The sequence below is a fragment of the Faecalibacterium sp. An192 genome, from assembly GCF_002160175.1.
In the GTDB taxonomy this organism is placed as follows: Bacteria; Bacillota; Clostridia; order Oscillospirales; family Ruminococcaceae; genus Faecalibacterium.
The window spans coordinates 88,419-108,325 of sequence record NZ_NFKB01000002.1 but is presented as its reverse complement, the minus strand read 5'-3'; the positions used below and the strand labels follow the sequence as shown (position 1 = coordinate 108,325).

15 protein-coding genes are annotated in these 19,907 nt (G+C 61.7%); 11 read left to right on the top strand and 4 right to left on the bottom strand.

The window, feature by feature from the left end; translation table 11 throughout:
* Positions 1-11 precede the first annotated feature (11 nt).
* The 3 genes from B5F27_RS01360 to B5F27_RS01350 are packed head-to-tail and all read right to left on the bottom strand — an operon-like array spanning position 12 to position 2,324.
* Positions 12-635: a hypothetical protein gene (locus B5F27_RS01360; RefSeq protein WP_087364124.1), complete on the bottom strand. Its 624-nt coding sequence runs from the start codon at positions 633-635 to the stop codon at positions 12-14.
* The gene (locus B5F27_RS01355; RefSeq protein ID WP_087246521.1) at positions 622-1,269 is read right to left on the bottom strand and encodes a DUF624 domain-containing protein; all 648 of its coding nucleotides are present in this window, start codon (positions 1,267-1,269) and stop codon (positions 622-624) included. The genes B5F27_RS01360 and B5F27_RS01355 overlap by 14 nt, the downstream gene beginning before the upstream one ends.
* Positions 1,266-2,324, bottom strand: coding sequence for a LacI family DNA-binding transcriptional regulator (locus B5F27_RS01350; RefSeq protein ID WP_087246520.1), 1,059 nt, complete (start codon positions 2,322-2,324; stop codon positions 1,266-1,268). The genes B5F27_RS01355 and B5F27_RS01350 overlap by 4 nt, the downstream gene beginning before the upstream one ends.
* Before the next feature lie 317 nt (positions 2,325-2,641).
* Here B5F27_RS01350 and B5F27_RS01345 point away from each other — a divergent pair, with 317 nt between their 5' ends.
* From B5F27_RS01345 to B5F27_RS01325, 5 genes are all read left to right on the top strand, one after another.
* The gene (locus B5F27_RS01345) at positions 2,642-3,589 is read left to right on the top strand and encodes an ABC transporter permease subunit (RefSeq protein ID WP_087364122.1); all 948 of its coding nucleotides are present in this window, start codon (positions 2,642-2,644) and stop codon (positions 3,587-3,589) included.
* 13 nt (positions 3,590-3,602) lie between these two features.
* Positions 3,603-4,511, top strand: coding sequence for a carbohydrate ABC transporter permease (locus B5F27_RS01340; RefSeq protein ID WP_087364120.1), 909 nt, complete (start codon positions 3,603-3,605; stop codon positions 4,509-4,511).
* Positions 4,512-4,553: 42 nt separating this feature from the next.
* Entirely contained in the window at positions 4,554-6,218 is a 1,665-nt protein-coding gene (locus B5F27_RS01335) for a substrate-binding domain-containing protein (RefSeq protein WP_087364118.1), read from the top strand.
* A 74-nt stretch (positions 6,219-6,292) separates the two neighbouring features.
* Positions 6,293-7,768, top strand: coding sequence for a glycoside hydrolase family 32 protein (locus tag B5F27_RS01330; RefSeq protein ID WP_087364116.1), 1,476 nt, complete (start codon positions 6,293-6,295; stop codon positions 7,766-7,768).
* 184 nt (positions 7,769-7,952) lie between these two features.
* A complete protein-coding gene (locus B5F27_RS01325; RefSeq protein WP_087364114.1) occupies positions 7,953-8,558 on the top strand; it encodes a helix-turn-helix domain-containing protein in 606 nt (201 codons plus the stop codon).
* Between the two features lie 75 nt (positions 8,559-8,633).
* Here the strand turns inward: B5F27_RS01325 and B5F27_RS01320 are convergent, their stop codons facing one another.
* The gene (locus tag B5F27_RS01320; protein ID WP_087364112.1) at positions 8,634-11,417 is read right to left on the bottom strand and encodes an insulinase family protein; all 2,784 of its coding nucleotides are present in this window, start codon (positions 11,415-11,417) and stop codon (positions 8,634-8,636) included.
* Positions 11,418-11,627: 210 nt separating this feature from the next.
* Between B5F27_RS01320 and B5F27_RS01315 the strand changes: the two genes are divergently transcribed.
* The 6 genes from B5F27_RS01315 to B5F27_RS01290 all read left to right on the top strand — a co-directional run bounded on the left by B5F27_RS01315 (position 11,628) and on the right by B5F27_RS01290 (position 19,778).
* Entirely contained in the window at positions 11,628-12,644 is a 1,017-nt protein-coding gene (locus B5F27_RS01315) for a LacI family DNA-binding transcriptional regulator (RefSeq protein WP_087246513.1), read from the top strand.
* Positions 12,645-12,830: 186 nt separating this feature from the next.
* The gene (locus tag B5F27_RS01310; RefSeq protein ID WP_087246512.1) at positions 12,831-14,219 is read left to right on the top strand and encodes a PTS transporter subunit EIIC; all 1,389 of its coding nucleotides are present in this window, start codon (positions 12,831-12,833) and stop codon (positions 14,217-14,219) included.
* A complete protein-coding gene (locus tag B5F27_RS01305) occupies positions 14,216-15,610 on the top strand; it encodes a glycoside hydrolase family 32 protein (protein WP_087364110.1) in 1,395 nt (464 codons plus the stop codon). Before B5F27_RS01310 ends, B5F27_RS01305 begins: the two co-directional genes overlap by 4 nt.
* A gap of 156 nt (positions 15,611-15,766) precedes the next feature.
* Positions 15,767-16,729 (top strand): carbohydrate kinase, encoded by a 963-nt coding sequence (locus tag B5F27_RS01300; RefSeq protein WP_087364108.1) that lies wholly within the window; start codon positions 15,767-15,769, stop codon positions 16,727-16,729.
* 391 nt (positions 16,730-17,120) lie between these two features.
* Entirely contained in the window at positions 17,121-18,518 is a 1,398-nt protein-coding gene (locus B5F27_RS01295) for a glycoside-pentoside-hexuronide (GPH):cation symporter (protein WP_087364103.1), read from the top strand.
* A 219-nt stretch (positions 18,519-18,737) separates the two neighbouring features.
* Entirely contained in the window at positions 18,738-19,778 is a 1,041-nt protein-coding gene (locus B5F27_RS01290) for a glycerophosphodiester phosphodiesterase family protein (RefSeq protein ID WP_087246508.1), read from the top strand.
* Positions 19,779-19,907 lie beyond the last annotated feature (129 nt).

The following is a 19,907-nucleotide window of genomic DNA, read 5'->3' as shown; positions in this document are numbered from 1 at the left end:
CCTTCTCGGTTTTATGACATCAGATAGTGGATAAAGGCGGCGGCCCGGTCGGGGTTGGGGGATTCCCGAATCACCCCCAGATACACCCGGTCCGAAAAGCCTGCCGCCTCCAGCAAAGGCGACGAAGAAACATCCATCCACAGGCCCGATTCATCCAGCCCTTCTTCCCGGGTCAGAGACGGGTCCAGGGTCCGCAGGTCGGCCAGATACTCCTCCTGCACAAAGGCGTCCCGGGCCTCCTGGTCCATCAGGACCACATCCAGCTGATCCGCCGCCAGGGCCCCCATGATTTTCATGCGGGAGGCGTAGGCATACTGGGGATCGGCGTCCTCGCTCAGCAGCAGGCCATTGTAGAAGTAGACCTGCTGTTTTTCGCTGCTCAAACCCTGCTGTTCCAGGAAGCCGGTGGTTAAATCCTCGGTCAGGTCCTGCCCTGCCGACACGTTCACCAGGGCCAGATACAGCACGTTCTCTTTCCGGGTGGCCTGCCGGTAGCCGATGTAGGCCGCCATATACACCACAATCAGCACCAGGATGATGGGGATTTTGTAATAGGTCCAGATGTGGTCCAGCCGCTTACGGCCGTGGAGGGATTGGATGGTCTGCCAGTCCTCTTTCCATTTAGTGTTCTGCATTTTCTTCCTCTTCCACCGGTTCCGGCGCCCCGCCGCAGGCGTGGATCACCTTCACCAGGAAAAATGAGCACAGCATGGCGCAGCACCCGAACCCCAGCAAAAACGCCGGGGTAAACACCCAGACCACCACCCAGAACATGGCGGCGTAGATGGCCGCCATCAGCAGGGTGCAGACCAGATACCGCAGCCCCACCAGCAGGGAAGTTTTCAGAATGCCGAAGGTGGTGTTTTCAAACCGCGCCAGCAGCGGGAATGCATACAGCAGGACGATGGCGTAGACGATGGCCGCCACAATCAGCAGCGCGGCGATGAGGGTCCAGAGGATGCTGTCGCTCCAGATCCGGCTGAGGACGTAGCCGTCCACCGCAAAAAATCCGCCCGCCGCCAGCAGAATCAGCCACACCTTGGTGGCGGGGACAAAGTTCTGGCGGAACGCCCGGAAGAACATCCCCGTCAGACCCTCGTCCCGGTCCTCTGCCATCTTGAGGGTGACATAGAACAGGGCGGTGGTGGATGCCCCGATGGTGACAACGGGCAGGCTGCACAGCAGCCAGAGAATGTTCAGATAGGCGCTGTAGGTCATCTTGGTGATGAAGGACAGCAGCGGGCGGTCGGGGTTCAGCAGGTCTCTCATACGCTCGCCTCACAGTCTCCGGTGGACTCCCGCAGCACCAGATTGGTCTCGGTGTACACCGTCCGGTAGTTCAGGGAGGGCTCCTTGATCCGGGTCATCAGCAGGTCGGCGGCGGTAAAGCCCATGATCTGCCCATGGATGTGGATGGAGGTCAGCTTGGGGGTCATGAAGGAGGCCTCCTGGCTGTCGTCAAAGCCGCAGATCCAGACGTTTTCCGGGGCGGAATAGCCCAGGGTTTTGAGGGCCCGCAGCACGTCCATGGCCACAAAGTCGTTGGCGCAGACGATGGCCTCGGGCAGCTGGTCAAAGGTTTCCAGCCTGGCCCGGATGTACTCGGCGTATTCCCCTTCTGCGCTGTCCACCATGCACCAGCGCAGACTGTCCGCCAGGCCCAGCCACTCCATGGCGCTCTTGTAGGCCATGTACCGCTCATAGAAGGACTGGCAGTGCCAGATGGGGCCCGCGTAGACGATCCGCTTTTTGCCCCGCTGGGCCATCAGCCGGACCACGTTCTGCACCTCCACCCGGTTGTCCATGTACAGCCGGTCGGCCTTGAGCGGGGGGTGCAGGTCCATCACCGGCGTATCCACAAACAGCAGCGGAATCCCCTGCCCGCACAGCATCTGTGCATAGTCGTAGTCAAAGACCTCAAAGCAGATGATTCCGGCCGTCCGCTCCAGGTCAACCGAGGCCGGCAGGCTGCAGGCCTTCAGATCGGCCGGCGAAATCCGGTGGATGGTCATGCAGTAGTGCAGATGCTGAATTTCCGACTGGAACCGGTCCTGCATCATGGATGAAAAATGGGAATTGCTCAAAAAGCAGGTGGTCAGCATCGCGATTTCCCGCTTGCCGTCGGGCTTGGCCGGCTCGCGGTTGTCTTCCTGAAACAGGGGCAGATAGGCGAACTGCTTGTACCCCATTTCGGCGGCCTTGCGCAGGATCTTTTCCCTTGTGGCGTCCGCCAGCGCGCCGGTATTGTTGATGGCTTTGGATACCGTATTGCGCGACAGCTGCAGCTCGTTGGCAATGTCCTGAATCGTCACTTTGTTGGCCATGGTGTCCCCCTCCTTCTTTATAATAAAAGTTTGGTTCTGATTGCTAGTATAGTGCAAATGCACGGATTAGTCAAATGTAAAAATGTAAAACGGAAATTTGCACAAATGCACACTTCGCATTTTGTGCAACCAGATAAATCCACAAAAATTCTTTCGGATTCACGGAAAATATCATTGACTTTTGACCACAGGTATGGTATAAAGATGCTGTCAGGAATTTACATTTGCACACTTCCAGCTCAGTTCACGCACAAGCAGATGTGCAAACGTAACTTCAAACGTCACCAAGATCACATTGAAAGGGAGGATTTGAATCCATGAAAGCAAAAGCGTCTCCGTCCGGGACGGTTGCGGTCTCATCCCGGCAGCGCTGGCACAACACCTGTGTCTATGTACGGCGTCACTGGCAGCTGTACCTGCTGTTCATTCTGCCGGCCGTTGCGCTGACCTTGATTTTCAAGTACGCGCCCATGGGCGGCGTCCTGATCGCGTTCCAGAACTATAACCCCTTCAAGGGCATTCTGGGCAGCGAGTGGGTGGGCTTCGACAACTTTGTCCGGTTCATGTCGTCGCCCGACTTCCAGCGCTATCTGGTCAACACCCTTAAGCTGAGCGTCTATGGCCTGCTGTGGGGCTTCCCCATCCCCATCATCCTCGCTTTCCTGCTCAACCGCATCGAGAGCAAAAAGATCAAGCAGAAGGTCCAGCTGGTCCTCTACATGCCCAACTTCATCTCGGTCATCGTCCTGTGCGGCATTGTGCGTGTGCTGCTGTCGGTCACCGGCCCGGTCAATGGCCTGCTGAACACCAGCATCAACTTCATGACCCTGCCCGAGGCCTTCCGCCCCATCTACATCATCAGCGGCATCTGGCAGGGCGCAGGCTGGGCCTCCATCATGTACACCGCCTCCCTGTCCAACGCCAGCAAGGACCTGAAGGAAGCCGCCATGATCGATGGCGCCAACCTCCTGCAGCAGATTGTCACGGTGGAGTGGCCCGCCATCAAGGACATGGTGGTGATCCAGTTCATCCTCCAGGCCGGCAACATCATGAGCATCGGCTTTGAGAAGGCCTACGCCCTCCAGACCGACCTGAACCTCAGCTCCTCCGAGATCATCGCCACCTACGTCTACAAAAAAGGCCTGCTGGACGGCGACTACAGCTTCTCCACGGCTGTGGGCCTGTTCAACACCGTCATCAATGTCATCCTGCTCATCGCCGTCAACAAGGTTGTCGCCAAGCTCAACGACGGCAAGGGACTGTAAGGAGGCGCCCCACATGACAGTCAAGAAGAAAAAATCCAAAATGGCCCTCTACACCCGCCAGGACAAGGCCATCCTGTACTTCGGCTACTTCCTGCTGGCCCTGTTCGTCATCGCCATCATCGTGCCGGTGGTGTACATCATCTTCGCATCCTTCATGGACCCCGTCACCCTCCAGAACAAGGGCATCACCTTTGATTTCAGCAAATGGACCCTCACCGCTTACGAGCGGGTGGCCTCCGACGCCCAGATCTGGATCGGCTTCAAAAACGCCGTCGTCTACTCGATTTTGTTCACCATCATTTCGGTGGCGGTGACCATGCTGGCCGCCTACCCCATGTCCCTGCCCGACTTCAAGGGCAAGAAAATCTTCAACACCCTGTTTGTCATCACCATGTTCTTCGGCGGCGGCCTGATCCCCACCTACCTGCTGATCAACAACCTGGGCCTGCTGGATTCCATGTGGGCAGTGATTCTGCCCGGCGCTTTCAGCGTCTGGAACATGATTATTGCCCGGACCTACTACCAGGGCATCCCCCACGAGCTGCGGGAAGCCTCCGACGTGGACGGCGCCAGCGAGATGCTCTATTTCTTCAAGATCCTGCTGCCGGTGTGTATGCCGGTGGTGGCCGTGCTGGCCCTGTGGCAGTTCGTGGCCATGTGGAACAGCTACTTTGACGCCATGATCTACCTGAACGACACCGCCAAGCAGCCCCTGCAGCTGGTCCTCCGCTCCATCCTGATCCAGAGCCAGCCCGAGTCCGGCATGATCGCCGACATCCAGAGCACCGCCGAGCGCGCCCAGCTGGCCGAGCTGCTGAAATACGCCACCATCATCATCTCCAGCCTGCCTCTGATCGTCATGTACCCCTTCTTCCAGAAGTATTTCGACTCCGGCATCATGGCCGGTTCCATCAAGGGCTGATCCCACCCCACCATCCAACCTGTACTGATAAGGAGAACGATTATGAAAAAGCTGATTTCCCGCCGCAATTTCCTCAAAGCCTGCGCTGTAACCGGCTCCGCCTTTGCCCTGACTGCCTGCGGCAGCAAAGGTTCTTCCAACGATGCAACCGCCGCTGTGGAAGTGACCGGCCCGGTGGAATTCCCTCTGGCCGAGACGGTGACCCTCACCGGCACCACCAGCTATCCCGCCGGCAGCGAGTCCCAGCCCAATAACCGCACCATCTTCAAGCGCCTGGAGGAGTCCACCAACATTCACATCGAGTGGACCGCCATCCAGTCCGACCAGTGGGGCGACAAGATCTCCCTGACCATGGCCAACCCCAACACCCTGACCGACTTCATCTTCAGCGCCGACTTCTCGGACAGCAACCTGCTGCGCTACGCAGACCAGGGCGTCATCGTCAGCCTGGAGGAGTACATCGACACCTGCATGCCCAACCTCAAGACCGTCTTTGACAAGTACCCCGAGTACCGCACCATGTGCACCGACACCGAGGGCCACATCTGGGCCCTGCCCTGGATCGAGCAGCTGGGCGCCAACAAGACCGCCATTCAGACGGTGGGCGGCATGAGCTTCATCAACACCAAGTGGCTGAACTTCCTGGGCCTGTCCATGCCCACCACCGTGGATGAGTTCGAGCAGGTGCTGATCGCCTTCCGCGACAACGCCGCCTCCATCAAGAGCGAGTACGGCATCGACGGCGATATCATCCCCATGTCCTGCATCATCAACGACGGCGACCAGGACCCCGGCATCCTGATCAACGGCTTCGGCGAGGGCTACGGCGACATGGACAAGAGCCGCCACATCGCCGTCACCAATGACCTGAAGGTCATCTGCGCCGCCACCCAGCAGGGCTACCGCGACGGCCTGGAATGGCTCCACAAGCTGTACGCCGAGAACCTGATCGACCCCGAGTGCTTCACCCAGGAGTGGTCCACCTACGTTTCCAAGGGCAAGGCCGGCCGCTATGGCGTCTGCTTCAGCTGGGACGTGGCCAACATTGACAACCTGACCGACTGGCAGCCCCTGCCCCCGCTGGCCGCCGACACCACCAACATCACCCCGCAGAACGGCTCCTTCACCAGCGGCTTCAACCGCGGCCGCTGCGTGGTCACCGCCAAGGCGGCCAACCCCGCCCTGGTCTGCGCCTGGCTGGACCAGATGTACATTCCCATCCAGTCGGCCCAGAACAACTGGGGCACCTACGGCGAGGAGGACGAGTTTGATATCTTCGAGATGTCCACCAACGCCGACGGCGAGCCCATGCTGAAGCACGCTCCTCTGGGCGACGCCTCCCCCGTGGAAGTCCGCGAGGCCGAGTGCGTGGGCGGTCCTCTGGCGGTGCTGGACGAGTACTACGACGTCTACGTCACCTGCCCCGACGACGCCCAGTACCGTCTGGACTGGATCGAGCAGATCTACACCCCCTACATGAACAACGAGTACGTCTACCCCAACGTCTTTATGAGCAGTGAGGACACGGTGGAGATTTCCAACCTCCAGGCCGACCTGACCTCCTACATGAACACCTGCAAGGCCAACTGGATCATGAACGGTCTGACCGACGCCGAGTGGAACGAGTACCTGGACAAGCTGGACGCCTACCGTCTGCCCGACTACCTGAACATCATGCAGAAGTATCTGGACGCCTACTACGCCTGATCTTCTTTCCCCACTATACCGAATACGGAGCATCCCGGGCGGCCCGCCCGGGGTGATCTCCCACAGGAGACACCATGAACAGCCCGATTTTACAGAAAGCCCGCGCCTATGAAGCGCAGCACGGCCCGGAGATTCCCGCCGGACAGCGACCCGTCTATCACCTGACCCCCTGGGTGGGCTGGATGAACGATCCCAACGGCTTTTGCTTCTATCAGGGTCAGTACCATCTGTTTTATCAGTATTACCCCTACAAGACGGTGTGGGGTCCCATGCACTGGGGCCACGCCGTCAGCCGGGACCTGCTCCACTGGGAGTACCTGCCCGCAGCCCTAGCTCCCGACGCTCCCTTTGACCAGGACGGATGCTTCTCCGGGTCGGCGGCCCAGCTGCCGGACGGGCGGATGCTTCTGCTGTACACCGGCGTCCGCCGGGAACAGCAGCCCGACGGGGAAGTCCGGGACATCCAGACCCAGTGTGTGGCGGTGGGCGACGGCCTCAACTACGAAAAGCCCGCCCAGAACCCGGTCCTGGACGCCAAAGACCTGCCGGAGGGCTGGAGCCGGTTCGACTTCCGGGACCCCAAGATCTGGCAGGAGCCGGACGGCAGCTACTCTGCCGTCATCGTCGGGCAGGGCAGGACGGAGGGCGGCGCGGCCCTGCTGTTCCGCAGCGCCGACGGCTTCCACTGGGAATATGTCACCATTCTGGACGCCAGCCGCGGCGAGTACGGCGTCATGTGGGAATGCCCCGACTTCTTCGAGCTGGACGGCAAGCAGGTGCTGATGGTCGGCCCGATGGAGATGCACGCCCGGGACGAGTACCACAACGGCCACTGTGTCATCGCCCTGATCGGCAGCTACGACCCCGAGACCTGCCGCTTCACCCGTGAAAGCGTCCAGCTGATGGACGAGGGCATCGACTTCTACGCCACCCAGACCCTGCTGGCCCCCGACGGCCGCCGCATCATGACGGCCTGGATGCAGGCCTGGGCCGGCATCAGCGACAAACCCCACGGGGCCAAATGGTTCGGGCAGACCATCTGCCCGCGGGAGCTGCACATCCGGGACGGCCGCATCATTCAGACCCCTGTCCGGGAGCTGGACGCCGTGCGCGGCGCGCGCGTCCTGCACGAAAACGTCCGCATCGAGGGGGAGACCGCCCTGGAGGGCATCGGCGGCCGGGTGGCCGACCTGACCTTGACCGTCACCCCCGAGGCGGGCTGCCGCACCTTCACCGTCAAGCTGGCCGCAGACGCCGGCCACTGCACCACCCTCACCTATGAGCCGCGCACACGGCGGCTCACCCTTGACCGGAGCCAGGCAGGGTTCCATCAGGATATTGTCCACATCCGCAGCTGCACGGTGCGCGGCGAGAGCGAAACGCTCAGCCTGCGCATCCTGCTGGACCGCAACAGCGTCGAGGTCTTTATCAACGGCGGCGAGCAGACCATGACGGCCTGCATCTACACCCCCCAGGAGGCCGACGGCATCACCTTTGCCGCCGACGGCAAAGCCCTGGTCACCGCCGAACAGTACCAGCTCTCCTTCTGATTTTCCCGATCTTCTTCACATTCTCCAAGCCATACAGGCAAGCAGGCCCCCGCTTTGGCGCAGCGCCAAGGCGGGGGCCCGCCTTTTTGCCCCTCCGCCCCGCAGATTGCCCCAACTCTACGCTCCGTGTGTGTACATCGGCCCGCCCGTCTGCTACACTGATAGCGAAAGGAGGCCCCGCCCCATGGATCAGATCAAGATCGGGCATTTCATTGCCGACACCCGCAAAGCCAAAAACCTCACCCAGCGCCAGCTGGCCGACGCTCTGTCCATCAGCGACAAGACGGTCAGCAAATGGGAGACCGGCAAAGGTCTGCCGGATGTCTCCCTGATGCTGCCCCTGTGCCGGGCGCTGGAGATCACCGTCAACGACCTTCTCACCGGCGAAAAGGTCTCTGCATCCGACTATCAGACCAAAGCGGAGGAAAATATGATGGATCTCATCAAGGAAAATCAGGAAAACAAAAAGCGGATGGTTCTGTCTGTCATCTGCGGCACCATCACCGTCATCGCAGTGTGCTCCCTGGTCATCATCGCGTCCTATCTGGAACTGCCCATCGCCGTGCGGATTCTTTTGATTCTGCTGGCTCTGGCCACCGCCGTGGCCGGCGTGGGGGCGGCCGCCGTGCTGGACGCCCAGGCCGGCTACTATGAGTGTCCCGCCTGTGGGGCGACCTTTGTCCCCACCCTGGGCGCCTATGTCAAAGGCTATCACACCTTGACCCGGCGCCGTCTCACCTGCCCCACCTGCGGCAAAACCAGCATGTGCCGCCACCGCATCATCCGCTGAAGCAAGATTCCGCCCCAACAAACAGAGCGGCATGGCCCTTCCGGTCATGCCGCTCTGTTGTTTTTTGCGTTTGGTTTACCCTAAGTTTTCAATGGTATCAAACAGCCCGGCGGCCCGGTCGATGGCCTCCTTGCTGCCAAAGGCACAGCGGACGCCCTGGGCCATCTTTTCGGCCAGGCATCCAAACTCCTGCTGCAGCCATTCGCTGGTGACACCGCAGATGGCAGCCCGGTCGGCGGCGGCCATGGCATCGGTCACACCGCAGAAATACCGCCGGTCTGCCTCCAGAGCCTGCTGCCGCGGCTTGCGGGGCGGGTCCACCTGGGCCACGGTGCCCACAATGCACTCGTTCAGGGCGGCGGGGGTGTATTCCTTTTCCGCCAGCAGGGCCGGACCCTCGGCGAAGCGCTTGTAGCTGCCGCCGGCGTGGGGGTCGCGGTAGGTGTAAATCAGCTCCATGTCGGCCCGGCTCAGCATGCCGGTGCCGTAGGCGCCGCCCTTTTCCCGGATGACCTGCCACAGATACTCATAGCTCATGAAGCGGGCCAGAACTTTCCGGGCGGCGCTGCCGGTTCCCGGCCAGGCCAGGACGTCGTAGTTCACCCCGCCCTGGATGACAAAAGCCTCGTTCCGGGGCGCGGGCAGGGGTTCGCTGTAGGGCTGGGCCGGGGCGCGGCCCTCCGCCGCAAAGGCGCTGCCGGGCAGCAGCTCCCGCAGCCGCCGGCAGGCGGCCTCGCTGCCGTGACAGGCCACTGTCAGGGCGCAGTGATTCAGAATCTTGTCCCGAACTGCCTCCAGACGGGCCGACAGGCCCGCCCAGTCTTTGGCTTCCAGCAGGGCGCAGATATGGCGGTACAGGCTGACGCCGCCGTTCCGCTCTCCCAGGGCGGCATTCACCGAGAAGCAGCGGCCCGCCCGAAGGATGGCGTAATTGTGGCCGCTCTGGATGAAGTCCTGCTCAAAGTTCAGCTTGAACTGTTCCAGCACCTGCTCAAAGGCCGCCTCGGCCTGGGGGCCGTCCAGACGGGTCTCGTAGAGCAGCTCGCTCATCAGCTCCACCGCCTTGTCCAGGTTCCGTTCCAGCAGGCTGGTCCGGGCCTCAAACTTGGCGATGCAGGGCTGGCCCTCCTGGCGGCCGGCCCAGTGGTCGGTGGACACCACACTCTCACCCAGCCAGGTGTTCCGCAGGGTGGTCAGCTCGATGGCAGTATGGCGGCTGCTGTCCAGCTCTTCCAGCAGGAAGGGCAGCAGGGCCGCGTCGCTCATCTCCTCGGGGGTCAGGGCGCCCATATCGTAGTAGAAGTTCAGGTACAGGCTGCCGGTAGTGGGCCGGGTCACCAGGGTCAGGCCGGCCACGTCCTCCACCTGGGCGGCGGCAAAGTGGGGCGGCTCGCTCAGGTCGGCCACCGTCAGGGGGTGGTCCAGCTGGAGTTTGCCCTCCTGCCGGGCCGAGGGGGCATCCTCATCCCGGGGCTTTTCGGGGACCAGAATCACCTCCACCGGGTCGGGCGCAAACAGCTCGCCCAGCAGCTGGGTATACCAATCGGTCCCCAGCTTGCCCCGCAGGAAGGCGAAAATCTCCTCCGGCCGCAGGTCGGACATGGGGTCATCGGTATGGAGCCAGCCGGTCACCGCCTCGATGGCCGCCAGCACGCCGTCCGGCAGGCTGCCGGGCCGCTCGGTGACCTGGAATTCCAGAGAGTTGATGGAGGCGGTCAGCATCTCATCCGGGATGCCCTCGGCGCAGATTTTGGCCACGCCCTCCTTGACCGCCGCCCCAAAGCGGGCAGCACGCTCCTTGTCGGTGCCCTTGAGCAGCAGCTCCAGCACCGGCTGCTGAACCGAACTGTCAAAGCCCACGTCAATGTCGGCGCCCAGGTTCTGTTCCAGCAGGTATTTTTTCAGGGGGGACTGGTTGGTGCTCAGCAGGGCATCCAGCAGCAGGTTCACCGCCGTCTGCTTTTCCGCCTCGTCAAACCGGCCGGTGTACCAGCCCAGCGCACACTGGACCGGCACCGTCTCGGGGGTCTCGGTGGTGTAGGTCACCACTTTTTGGGTTCCAGCCTGGGGATACTGAAGAGGGGTGCGGGGCCGCGGTGCCCCCTTGGGCATCCGGCTCAGATAGTTCTCGTCCAGGAAGGCCAGCTTTTCGGCCATGTCCATCCGGCCGTACAGGGTGATGCAGCAGTTGTCGGGCCGGTAGTGGCGGCGGTAAATCTTCACATACTGCTCATAGCTCAGGCCGGGGATGGAGGCCGGGTCGCCGCCCGACACAAAGCCATAGCCGTTGTCGGGGAACAGGGCGGCGTTGAGGGCGGCGTCCAGCTGGGCCTCGGGGGTGGCCAGGGCGCCCTGCATCTCGTTGTAGACCACGCCGCTGAAATGGCCGTCCTCCTCCCGGTGCCAGGCCTCCTGGTCAAAGACCGAACGTTCCTTCATGGCCAGCGGGCAGAACACCGCATTGAGATAGACGTCCATCAGGTTGCGGAAGTCCGCCTCGTTGGGGGTGGCGAAGGGATACACCGTCTTGTCCGGGAAGGTCATGGCGTTGAGGAAGGAAGCCATGCTGCTCTTGACCAGCTGCATAAACGGCGAAGATACCGGGTACTTCTCCGACCCCGACAGCACCGAGTGTTCCAGAATATGGAATACGCCGGTGTCGTCGCAGGGGAAGGTCCCGAAGCCGATGCCGAAAGCTTTGTTCTCGTCCTGGTTCTCAATCAGGAGGACGGTGGCGCCGCTGACGTCGTGGGTCAGGGTGGTGGCCGTCCCGTGGAAGATGGGGCTTTCCTCCCGTTTCACCAGGGTATAGCCGGGGTACACGGCCCCCGGGGTGGGGTTCTTTTCTTGATCCTTCATGTTGGTTCTCCTTATAAGGGGGTAAAGGTTTGTTTCTATTGTATCATTCCCCGGCGGGAAAGGCAATCAACCGGGAAAAATCCCTTTTCCCGCCCGGCGGGCCGGGCGTTCGAATTTTGCCGCCCGCTCCTTGCAAAATATTCTGTCCTGCGTTATACTTTTATCAAATAGAAATCGTTTTCAGTCACCCATCCAAACGGAGGAATCCTCATGAATATCACTGAATTCGCCGCCTACGCCGGCGTATCCAAAGCGGCCGTCAGCCGCTATTTCAACGGCGGTTACCTCAGCGAGGAAAAACGCGCCCGCATTGCTGCCGCGGTGGAGGCCACCGGCTACCATCCCAGCCTCCAGGCCCAGATGCTGCGGACCCGCCGCACCCGGCAGGTCCTGGTGATCCTGCCCAAGCTGTCCAGCGAGAGCTGCGCCCGGATGGTGGAGGGCATTTCGGACGTGCTGGACCAGAACGGCTACCAGCTGCTCCTGGTCAACACCGCCAACGACAGCGCCCGGGAGGTGGCCGCCCTCAACCTTTTGCAGCAGAACACGGTGGACGGCGTCATTCTGATCGCCACCATCTTCACCCCCGAACACCGGACGGTGCTGGCCAGCCTCAAGCTGCCGGTCATCATTCTGGGCCAGGAATATCCCGGCTTCTGCTCGGTGTCCCACGACGACCGGGGAGCGGCTTACGCCGCCACCGCCCACATGCTGGCCAAAGGCCGCCGGGCCCCGGGATTCCTGGGGGTGACCATGCTGGACAAGGCCGCCGGCCTGGACCGCCGCCGGGGTTTTGAGGACGCCCTGCGGGAGGCCGGGGTCCCCCTGCGGCCCGGCCGCACCAGCATCGCCGCCTTCAACATGGAGTCGGGCTACGAGCAGGCCAGCACCCTGCTGGAACGGGACCCCTCCCTGGACTGCCTGTTCTGCGCAACGGATTCCATCGCCATCGGCGCTCTGCAATATTGCCGCAGCCACAACATTCGGGTCCCCGAGGACCTGATGGTGGCCGCCGTGGGCAACAGCGAGGCGGGCCGGGTGGCCTATGTCCCCATCACCAGCGTCCAGCTCCACTACCGGACCGCCGGGCAGATGGCCGCTGAAATGCTGCTGCAGCATCTGGCCGACCCCCACGCCAAACCCGAGAACCGGGTGCTGGACTATGTCCTGCGTCCCCGCGCCTCCACCGGCGACGCCTCCCCGGAGGAGAACATCTGGGCAGAATGACGGGGTTTCGTCCTGAAACATTCTGAAATCGATAACGCAATATCCCCTACTTTGTCTCATTTGCGAATGGAAATTTTGCGCAAAACCGTCTATACTAGAGGCACAAAGTGAAATCGTTACCGCCTTCCTTTCTGCAAAGGCGGAGCGATCCGCGCACACGGTTTTTATGAGAAAGGAGAAGCGTTTATGGATTACAACAAGGCAGCGCAGCAGGTCCTGGATGCCGTCGGCGGTTCCGGCAACATTGTATCGGCGGCCCACTGCGCCACCCGGCTCCGCCTGGTGATTGCGGACAACAGCAAGGTGGACAAAAAGGCTCTGGAAGATGCCGAGGGGGCCAAGGGCGTCTTTGAGGCCCAGGGCCAGCTCCAGATCATCTTCGGCACCGGCACCGTCAACAAGGTGTATGACGCCTTCATCGCCCTGTCGGGCGTCCAGGGCGGCACCAAGGAGGACGTCAAGCAGGCCGCAGCCGCCAAGGCTCCCCTGCCCCAGCGTCTGATCAAGACCCTGGGCGACATCTTTGTCCCCATCATCCCCGCCATTGTGGCCTCCGGCTTCCTGATGGGCATTATGGAAGCCCTCAAGTTCATGGTCAACAACGGCTTTCTGGACATTGACACCTCCGGCTCCATCTATGTGTTTGCAGACCTGTTTTCCAACACGGCCTACACCTTCCTGCCCATCCTGATCGCCTTTGCGGCGGCCAAGGTCTTTGGCGGCAACCAGTTCCTGGGCGCCGTCATCGGCATGATCATGATTCACCCCAACCTCCAGAACGCCTGGACCGTCTCGTCGGGCGTCGAGGTGATGCAGCCGGTGTTCGGCGGCCTTTATTCGGTGCCTCTGGTGGGCTATCAGGGCCACGTCATCCCGGTCATCATCGCCGTCTGGGTCATGTGCCAGATTGAAAAGCGGCTCCACAAGGTGGTCCCCGCCATGATCGACCTGTTCGTCACCCCGCTGGTATCGGTTTTCGTCACCGGCTACCTGACCCTGGCCGTCATCGGCCCCATCTTCACCACCATTGAGAACGGCATCATCGGCGGCGTTCAGGCCCTGATCACCCTGCCCTTCGGCATCGGCTCCTTTGTGATGGGCGGCCTCTACGCCATCACCGTGGTGGCCGGCATCCACCATATGTACACCATCATCGACCTGGGCCAGCTGGCACAGTACGGCTTCACCTACTGGCTGCCCCTGGCCAGCGCAGCCAACATGGGCCAGGGCGGCGCTGCTCTGGCGGTTGCCCTCAAGAGCAAGAACGCCAAGGTCAAGTCCATGGCTCTGCCCTCTGCCCTGTCGGCCTGCATGGGCATCACTGAGCCCGCCATCTTCGGCGTCAACCTCCGCTTCTTCAAGCCCTTCATCGGCGGTCTGGCCGGCGGCGCCTGCGGCGCGCTGTACGCCAGCATTGTGGGTCTGGGCGCCACCGGCACCGGCGTCACCGGCATCTTCGGCGTTCTGCTGTGCCTGCATCAGCCCATTCAGTACATCATCACCATCGCCATCTCCTTCGTGGTGGCCTTTGTGGTCACCTGGGTGATCTGGAAGCCGGAGGACACTGCCGCATGAATGCACTGCAGCGCGACCTGAAACGTCTGGTCCCCCTGATGGAGAGCCTGGAGACTCCCCGGGTGGCTGCTGACCCCCACCGCCAGCAGTTTCACATCCAGCCGCCGGTGGGCTGGCTCAACGACCCCAACGGCCTGTGCAAAATCGGGGACACCTACCACGTTTTCTACCAGTACAGCCCCTTCAACCCCGACGGCGGGGTCAAGATGTGGGCCCATGTGACCAGCACTGACCTGCTCTACTGGGAGCAGCAGCCGGTGATCCTCTACCCCGACGAGCCCTTTGACTGCCACGGCGCCTACTCGGGCTCGGCCCTCTACGAGGACGGCCAGCTCTGGCTGTTCTACACCGGCAACATCAAATTGCCGGAGGGGGACCACATCAACACCGGCCGGGAGAACAACCTCTGTCTGGCCACCAGCCGGGACGGCATCACCATCGACACCAAGACCTGCCTGCTCCACAACCGGGACTACCCCGACGGGCTTTCCTGCCACGTCCGGGACCCCAAGGTCTGGGCCCAGGACGGCCGGTACTATCTGGTGATGGGCGCCCGCACCGCCGACGGCCAGGGCGAAGTCCTGGTGTTTGAGAGCAGCGACAAGCTCCACTGGCACCACTGCAACACCCTGACCACTCCCCAGCCCACCGGGTACATGTGGGAATGCCCCGACCTGTTCGAGCTGGACGGCCAGTGGTATCTGATGACCTCTCCCCAGGGGATGGAGTGCCAGAACCAGTACGGCTGCGGCTACTTCCCCCTGTACGGGGACTTCCGGGGCGAATACACCCTGGGCGAATTCCACCTGCTGGACCACGGCTTTGACTATTACGCCCCCCAGAGCTTCACCGACGGGGTGCGGCGGCTTCAGTTCGGCTGGATGGGAATGCCCGACGCATCCTACACCAACCCCACCGCCCGGCAGGGCTGGCAGCACTGCCTGACGGTGCCCCGGGAGCTGACCCGGGCCGCCGACGACTCCCTGCTCCAGACCCCCGCCGCCGAGCTGAAAGCCCTTCGCGGAGAGGCGGTCTCCCTGGCCGCCAACCAGACCCAGACCGTCGGCCCCTGCTTTGAGCTGGCTGCCGTCCCGCTGGGCAGCTTCTGCCTGACGGTGGCCGAGGGCCTGGTCCTCTCCTACGATGAGGCCAGCCGGACCGTCTCCCTGCGGTTCACCGACGCCGCCCTGGGCAGCGGCCGGGAGGAGCGCCACCTGACTCTGGAAGAACCCTGCCGGGCCCTGCAGGTGCTGGCCGACGCCTCCAGCCTGGAAATCTTCCTGAACGGCGGTGCCGCGGTGCTGAGCACCCGCTACTATCCGGCCCCCGGCCCGGTGCCGGTCCGCCTGAACGGCACCGACGCCACCCTCTGGCCTCTGGCCCTTTCCTGAACGGGTTTTCCACATTTGGGCAGCGCAGGGCGCTGGACCCCATATAAATAAGAAGGTAAATATCCGCGCCATTCAACGGCGGACAGGTTTTCCCTGCCCGCCGTTGGGTGCTGTGCGGCGTTGATTTCAACCCATACCATGAAGGAGGAACCACCAATGTCCGGTCACACTCTCTTTTCCATCGGCGAAGCCCTCATTGACATGATCCCCACCAAGAGCGGCTGTTCCTTTGCCGAAGTGCCCGCTTTCAGCCCCCGGGTGGGCGGCGCGCCCGCCAACGTCTGCGGCGCCTTCACCGCGCTGGGCGGCCACTCGGCCCTGCTGACCCAGCTGGGGGACGATCCCTTCGGCCACAAGATTGCAGACGAACTGGCCGGCCACGGCATCGACGTCAGCCGGGTATCCTTTACCGACAAGGCCAACACCGCTCTGGCCTTTGTCACCCTGGGCGCCGACGGCAACCGGACCTTCAGCTTCTACCGCAATCCCTCCGCCGACCTGCTCTACAGCGCCCAGCAGATTGACCCGGCCTGGTTTGACGACGCTTTCGCCCTCCACTTCTGCAGCGTGTCCCTGGTGGAAAGCCCCATGAAGCAGGCCCACATTGCCGCCATTGAGGCCGCCGCCCGGGCCGGAGCCCTCATCAGCTTTGACCCCAACCTCCGGTTCCCCCTCTGGCCCGACCATGACGCCCTGAAAAAGACCGTTCTGGACTTTATGCCCAAGGCCTCGGTCCTCAAGATTTCGGACGAGGAACTGGCCTTCCTGACCGGCACCGAGGACATCGACGCCGCCCTGCCCCAGCTGTTCACCGGCGACGTCCAGCTGATCCTCTACACCTGCGGCGGAGGCGGTGCTCACGCCTACACCCGCGCCGCCCACGCCTTTGCCCAGGGCCAGAAGGTCCAGGCCGTGGACACCACCGGCGCCGGAGACGGCTTCATCGGCTCGTTCCTGTGGCAGCTGGCCCGGGACGGCGTCACCCGCGATACCCTGGCCGGCCTCACCGCCAGCCAGCTGGAGGAGTATCTGGCTTTCTCCAACCGGTTCTGCGGCCTGAGCGTCCAGCGCTACGGCGCCATCGACAGCTACCCCACCCCCGCCGAAATGAACCTCTGATCCCTTTCTCCTGAATCCAGAATATTTCATCCCATCCAGGCCGCAGGCAGTTTTTGCCCGGCCTGGATTTTTTACTATTTTCAAAAGGTGGTTTTCCGCCAGAAATCCCCAAATAAGACCCTATTATGCGGCTTATTTGGAAGTTCTGCACAAAAAATCCGCCACTTTTTTGGCGTATTGTTGTTTCAACACCATTAAAATGTAGGGATACAACGCAAAATATTTCTAATTTTCACTCCGATGTTGTGATATACTACAAGCACGGTAACCAATATTCCGCAACTTTGTCCAGTTCAGACTGTGCAAAGTGATGTACGCAAACCCACTTGGGCCAGTCCGGGGCAGGCGGTACCCCGCGGACGGCCCCCAGCCAAAAAAGGAGTAATCATCTATGGCAAACACCGGAACCACAGCCGTGCGCCCCTTCGGCATGAGGGACAAAATCGGCTACATGTTCGGTGACTTCGGCAACGATTTCACCTTCATGCTTTCCTCCAGCTTCATGATGGTGTTCTACACAGACATCATGGGCGTTCCCTCCGTCATCGTCGGTCTGCTGATGATGGTAGCCCGCTTTGTTGACGCCTTCACCGACGTCACCATGGGCCAGATCATCGACTATTCCAAGCCGACCAAGGACGGCCGTTTCCGACCCTGGATCAAGCGGATGTGCGGCCCGGTGGCCATTGCTTCCTTCCTGATCTACCAGTCCGAGTTCGCCGGCATGCCCATGGCCTTCAAGGTCGTGTGGATGTTCGTCACCTACCTGCTGTGGGGCTCGGTGTTCTACACCTCCATCAACATCCCCTACGGCTCGATGGCTTCCGCCATCTCCCCCAATGCGGACGACCGCACCCAGCTGTCCACCTACCGCAGCATCGGCGCCACCCTGGCCAGCCTGGTCATCGGCACCGCTACTCCTCTGGTGGCCTATGAGACCGTCAACGGCAACCCCGTTCTGAGCGGCAGCCGTATGCTGGTCGTGGCCGGCGTTTTCAGCGTCTGCGCCATTGTCTGCTACATGCTGTGCTTCAACCTGACCACCGAGCGTATTGTCATTCCTCCCAAGACCGAGAAGTTCAGCTTTGTCAAGCTGTTCAAGACTGTCTTTACCAGCCGTTCCCTGATCGGCATCATCCTGGCTGCCATCTGCCTGCTGCTCACCATGCTGACCATGTCCGGCATGAACCCCTACATCTTCCCCTACTACTTCCGCAACACCGCCGCCCAGTCCGCTGTGGCCATGTGCTCTTCCTTCGGCACCCTGCTGATTGCCGCTCCTCTGGCTCCGAAGCTCTCGGCCAAGTTCGGCAAGAAGGAGATCTCCGTGGTCGGTTCTCTGGTTGGCGCCGGCCTGTTCCTGATCTGCTACCTGGTGCATCCTGAGAACGCCTGGGTCTACCTGGGCTTCTACACCCTGGCCTACATCGGCATGGGCCTGTTCAACACCGTTGTCTGGGCTATGATCACCGACGTCATCGACGACTGCGAAGTCCGCAAGGGCATCCGTGAGGACGGCACCATCTACTCCGTCTACTCCTTCGCCCGCAAGCTGGGCCAGGCCGCTTCCGCTGGTCTGGTGGGCGCCCTGCTGGGAATCATCGGCTACACCGCCGAGACCCAGTTCGAGCCTGCTGTCCAGAGCGGCATCTACACCATCGCCTGCATCGCTCCCGTCATCGGCTTTGTTGCCATCGCTCTGGTCCTGCTGTTCGTCTATCCGCTGAACAAGAAGACCGTGGACAACAACGTCAAGATTCTGGAAGCCCGCCGCGCAGAGAAAAAGTAATTTTACCAGCTCATGCTCCTTCTCTCATTCTCCGATGAGAGATGTTCCAACCTCCTAGCCATATGAAACAGAAGGGCCCTCCGGTTCCAGCCGGAGGGCCTTTCTGTTGGGGGCGGAGGGTTAAAACAAGACTCCACACCGAAAACTTTTTGTGAAAAGCCTTGCCAACCCGGGGCCGGACCGGTATACTGATACACCGATACGGAAAGGGGGCTATCCATGAGACCCAAAGTCATTGCGCACCGCGGCGCATCCTATCTGGCACCCGAAAACACATTGGCTGCCTTTCGTCTTGCCGCCAGCCTGGGGGCGGACGGCATCGAATTTGACACCCTGCTCACAGCGGACCGCCAGCTGGTGGTCCATCACGAATATATCACCGACCTGCACTGTTCGGCCCACAAGGCGATTCCCAACTGCACCCTGGCCGAGCTGAAGGAACTGGACTTCGGCAGCTGGAAGGGGGAACAGTGGGCCGGCGAGAAGATCCCCACCTTTGCGGAGGCCGTGGAGGCCTGCAGCTCGGTGGAGACCATCCAGGTGGAGTTCAAGTCCCCTCTGGGGGCCAACTCCACCACCGACCAGGACGCCTTTGCCGAGCTGATTCTGGAAGAAGTGGAGAGCTCCGGCCTGGCCGACAAGATTGTGGTCACATCCTTCAACCACGGGATTCTCAGCCGGGTCAAGCGGCTGTCCCCCAACCAACGGGTGGGCGTCCTCACCCTGAACTCGGTGGACTCCTACTTTGCGCCGCCTCCCGCCCTGCTCCAGGCCCTGGGCCTGGATTTCGGTTGGGGTCTGGGGGGCGAAAACGGCCTGCCCGACGAGGAGGAGGCCACCCGCACCCTGCTGGAGCTGTCCCAGCAGGGCCTTCTGGACGACGAAAACGTCAACCCGGCCCGCTGGACCATGGACCGCATCTGGGCCATCACCTCGGACTACCCGGGGCAGAACCTCTTTGAACTGCTCCAGAGCCTGCTGTCCCAGCACAACCTGGTCTCCTATGTATCCAGCCTGGACTTCAAGCCCGAGGTCCTCAGCTGCCAGTACAACACCTGTTTCCGGGACCGGGACCTGGTCCAGCAGATTCAGGCCATGGGGATTGAGGCCGCCCCCTGGCCGGTGGACGCCATCTACGATCTGAAAAGCATTCTGGACATGGACCCGGCCGCCATCGTCACCAACCGCCCCGAGCGGCTGCTAGAAATGCTGGACCCCTCCTACACCATCCCCCCGGAGGCCGCCGCCATGCTGGGATGATGGGGCTGCATTTTTTTATCATTCTCCGCGGATTTGTCACAATTTCGTCTTGACAAATCCGCTTTGTTTTTTCATAATGGTTTTGTATCAAATTGTTTTTACTCGGACAGTCCAAGGGCAAAACCATTT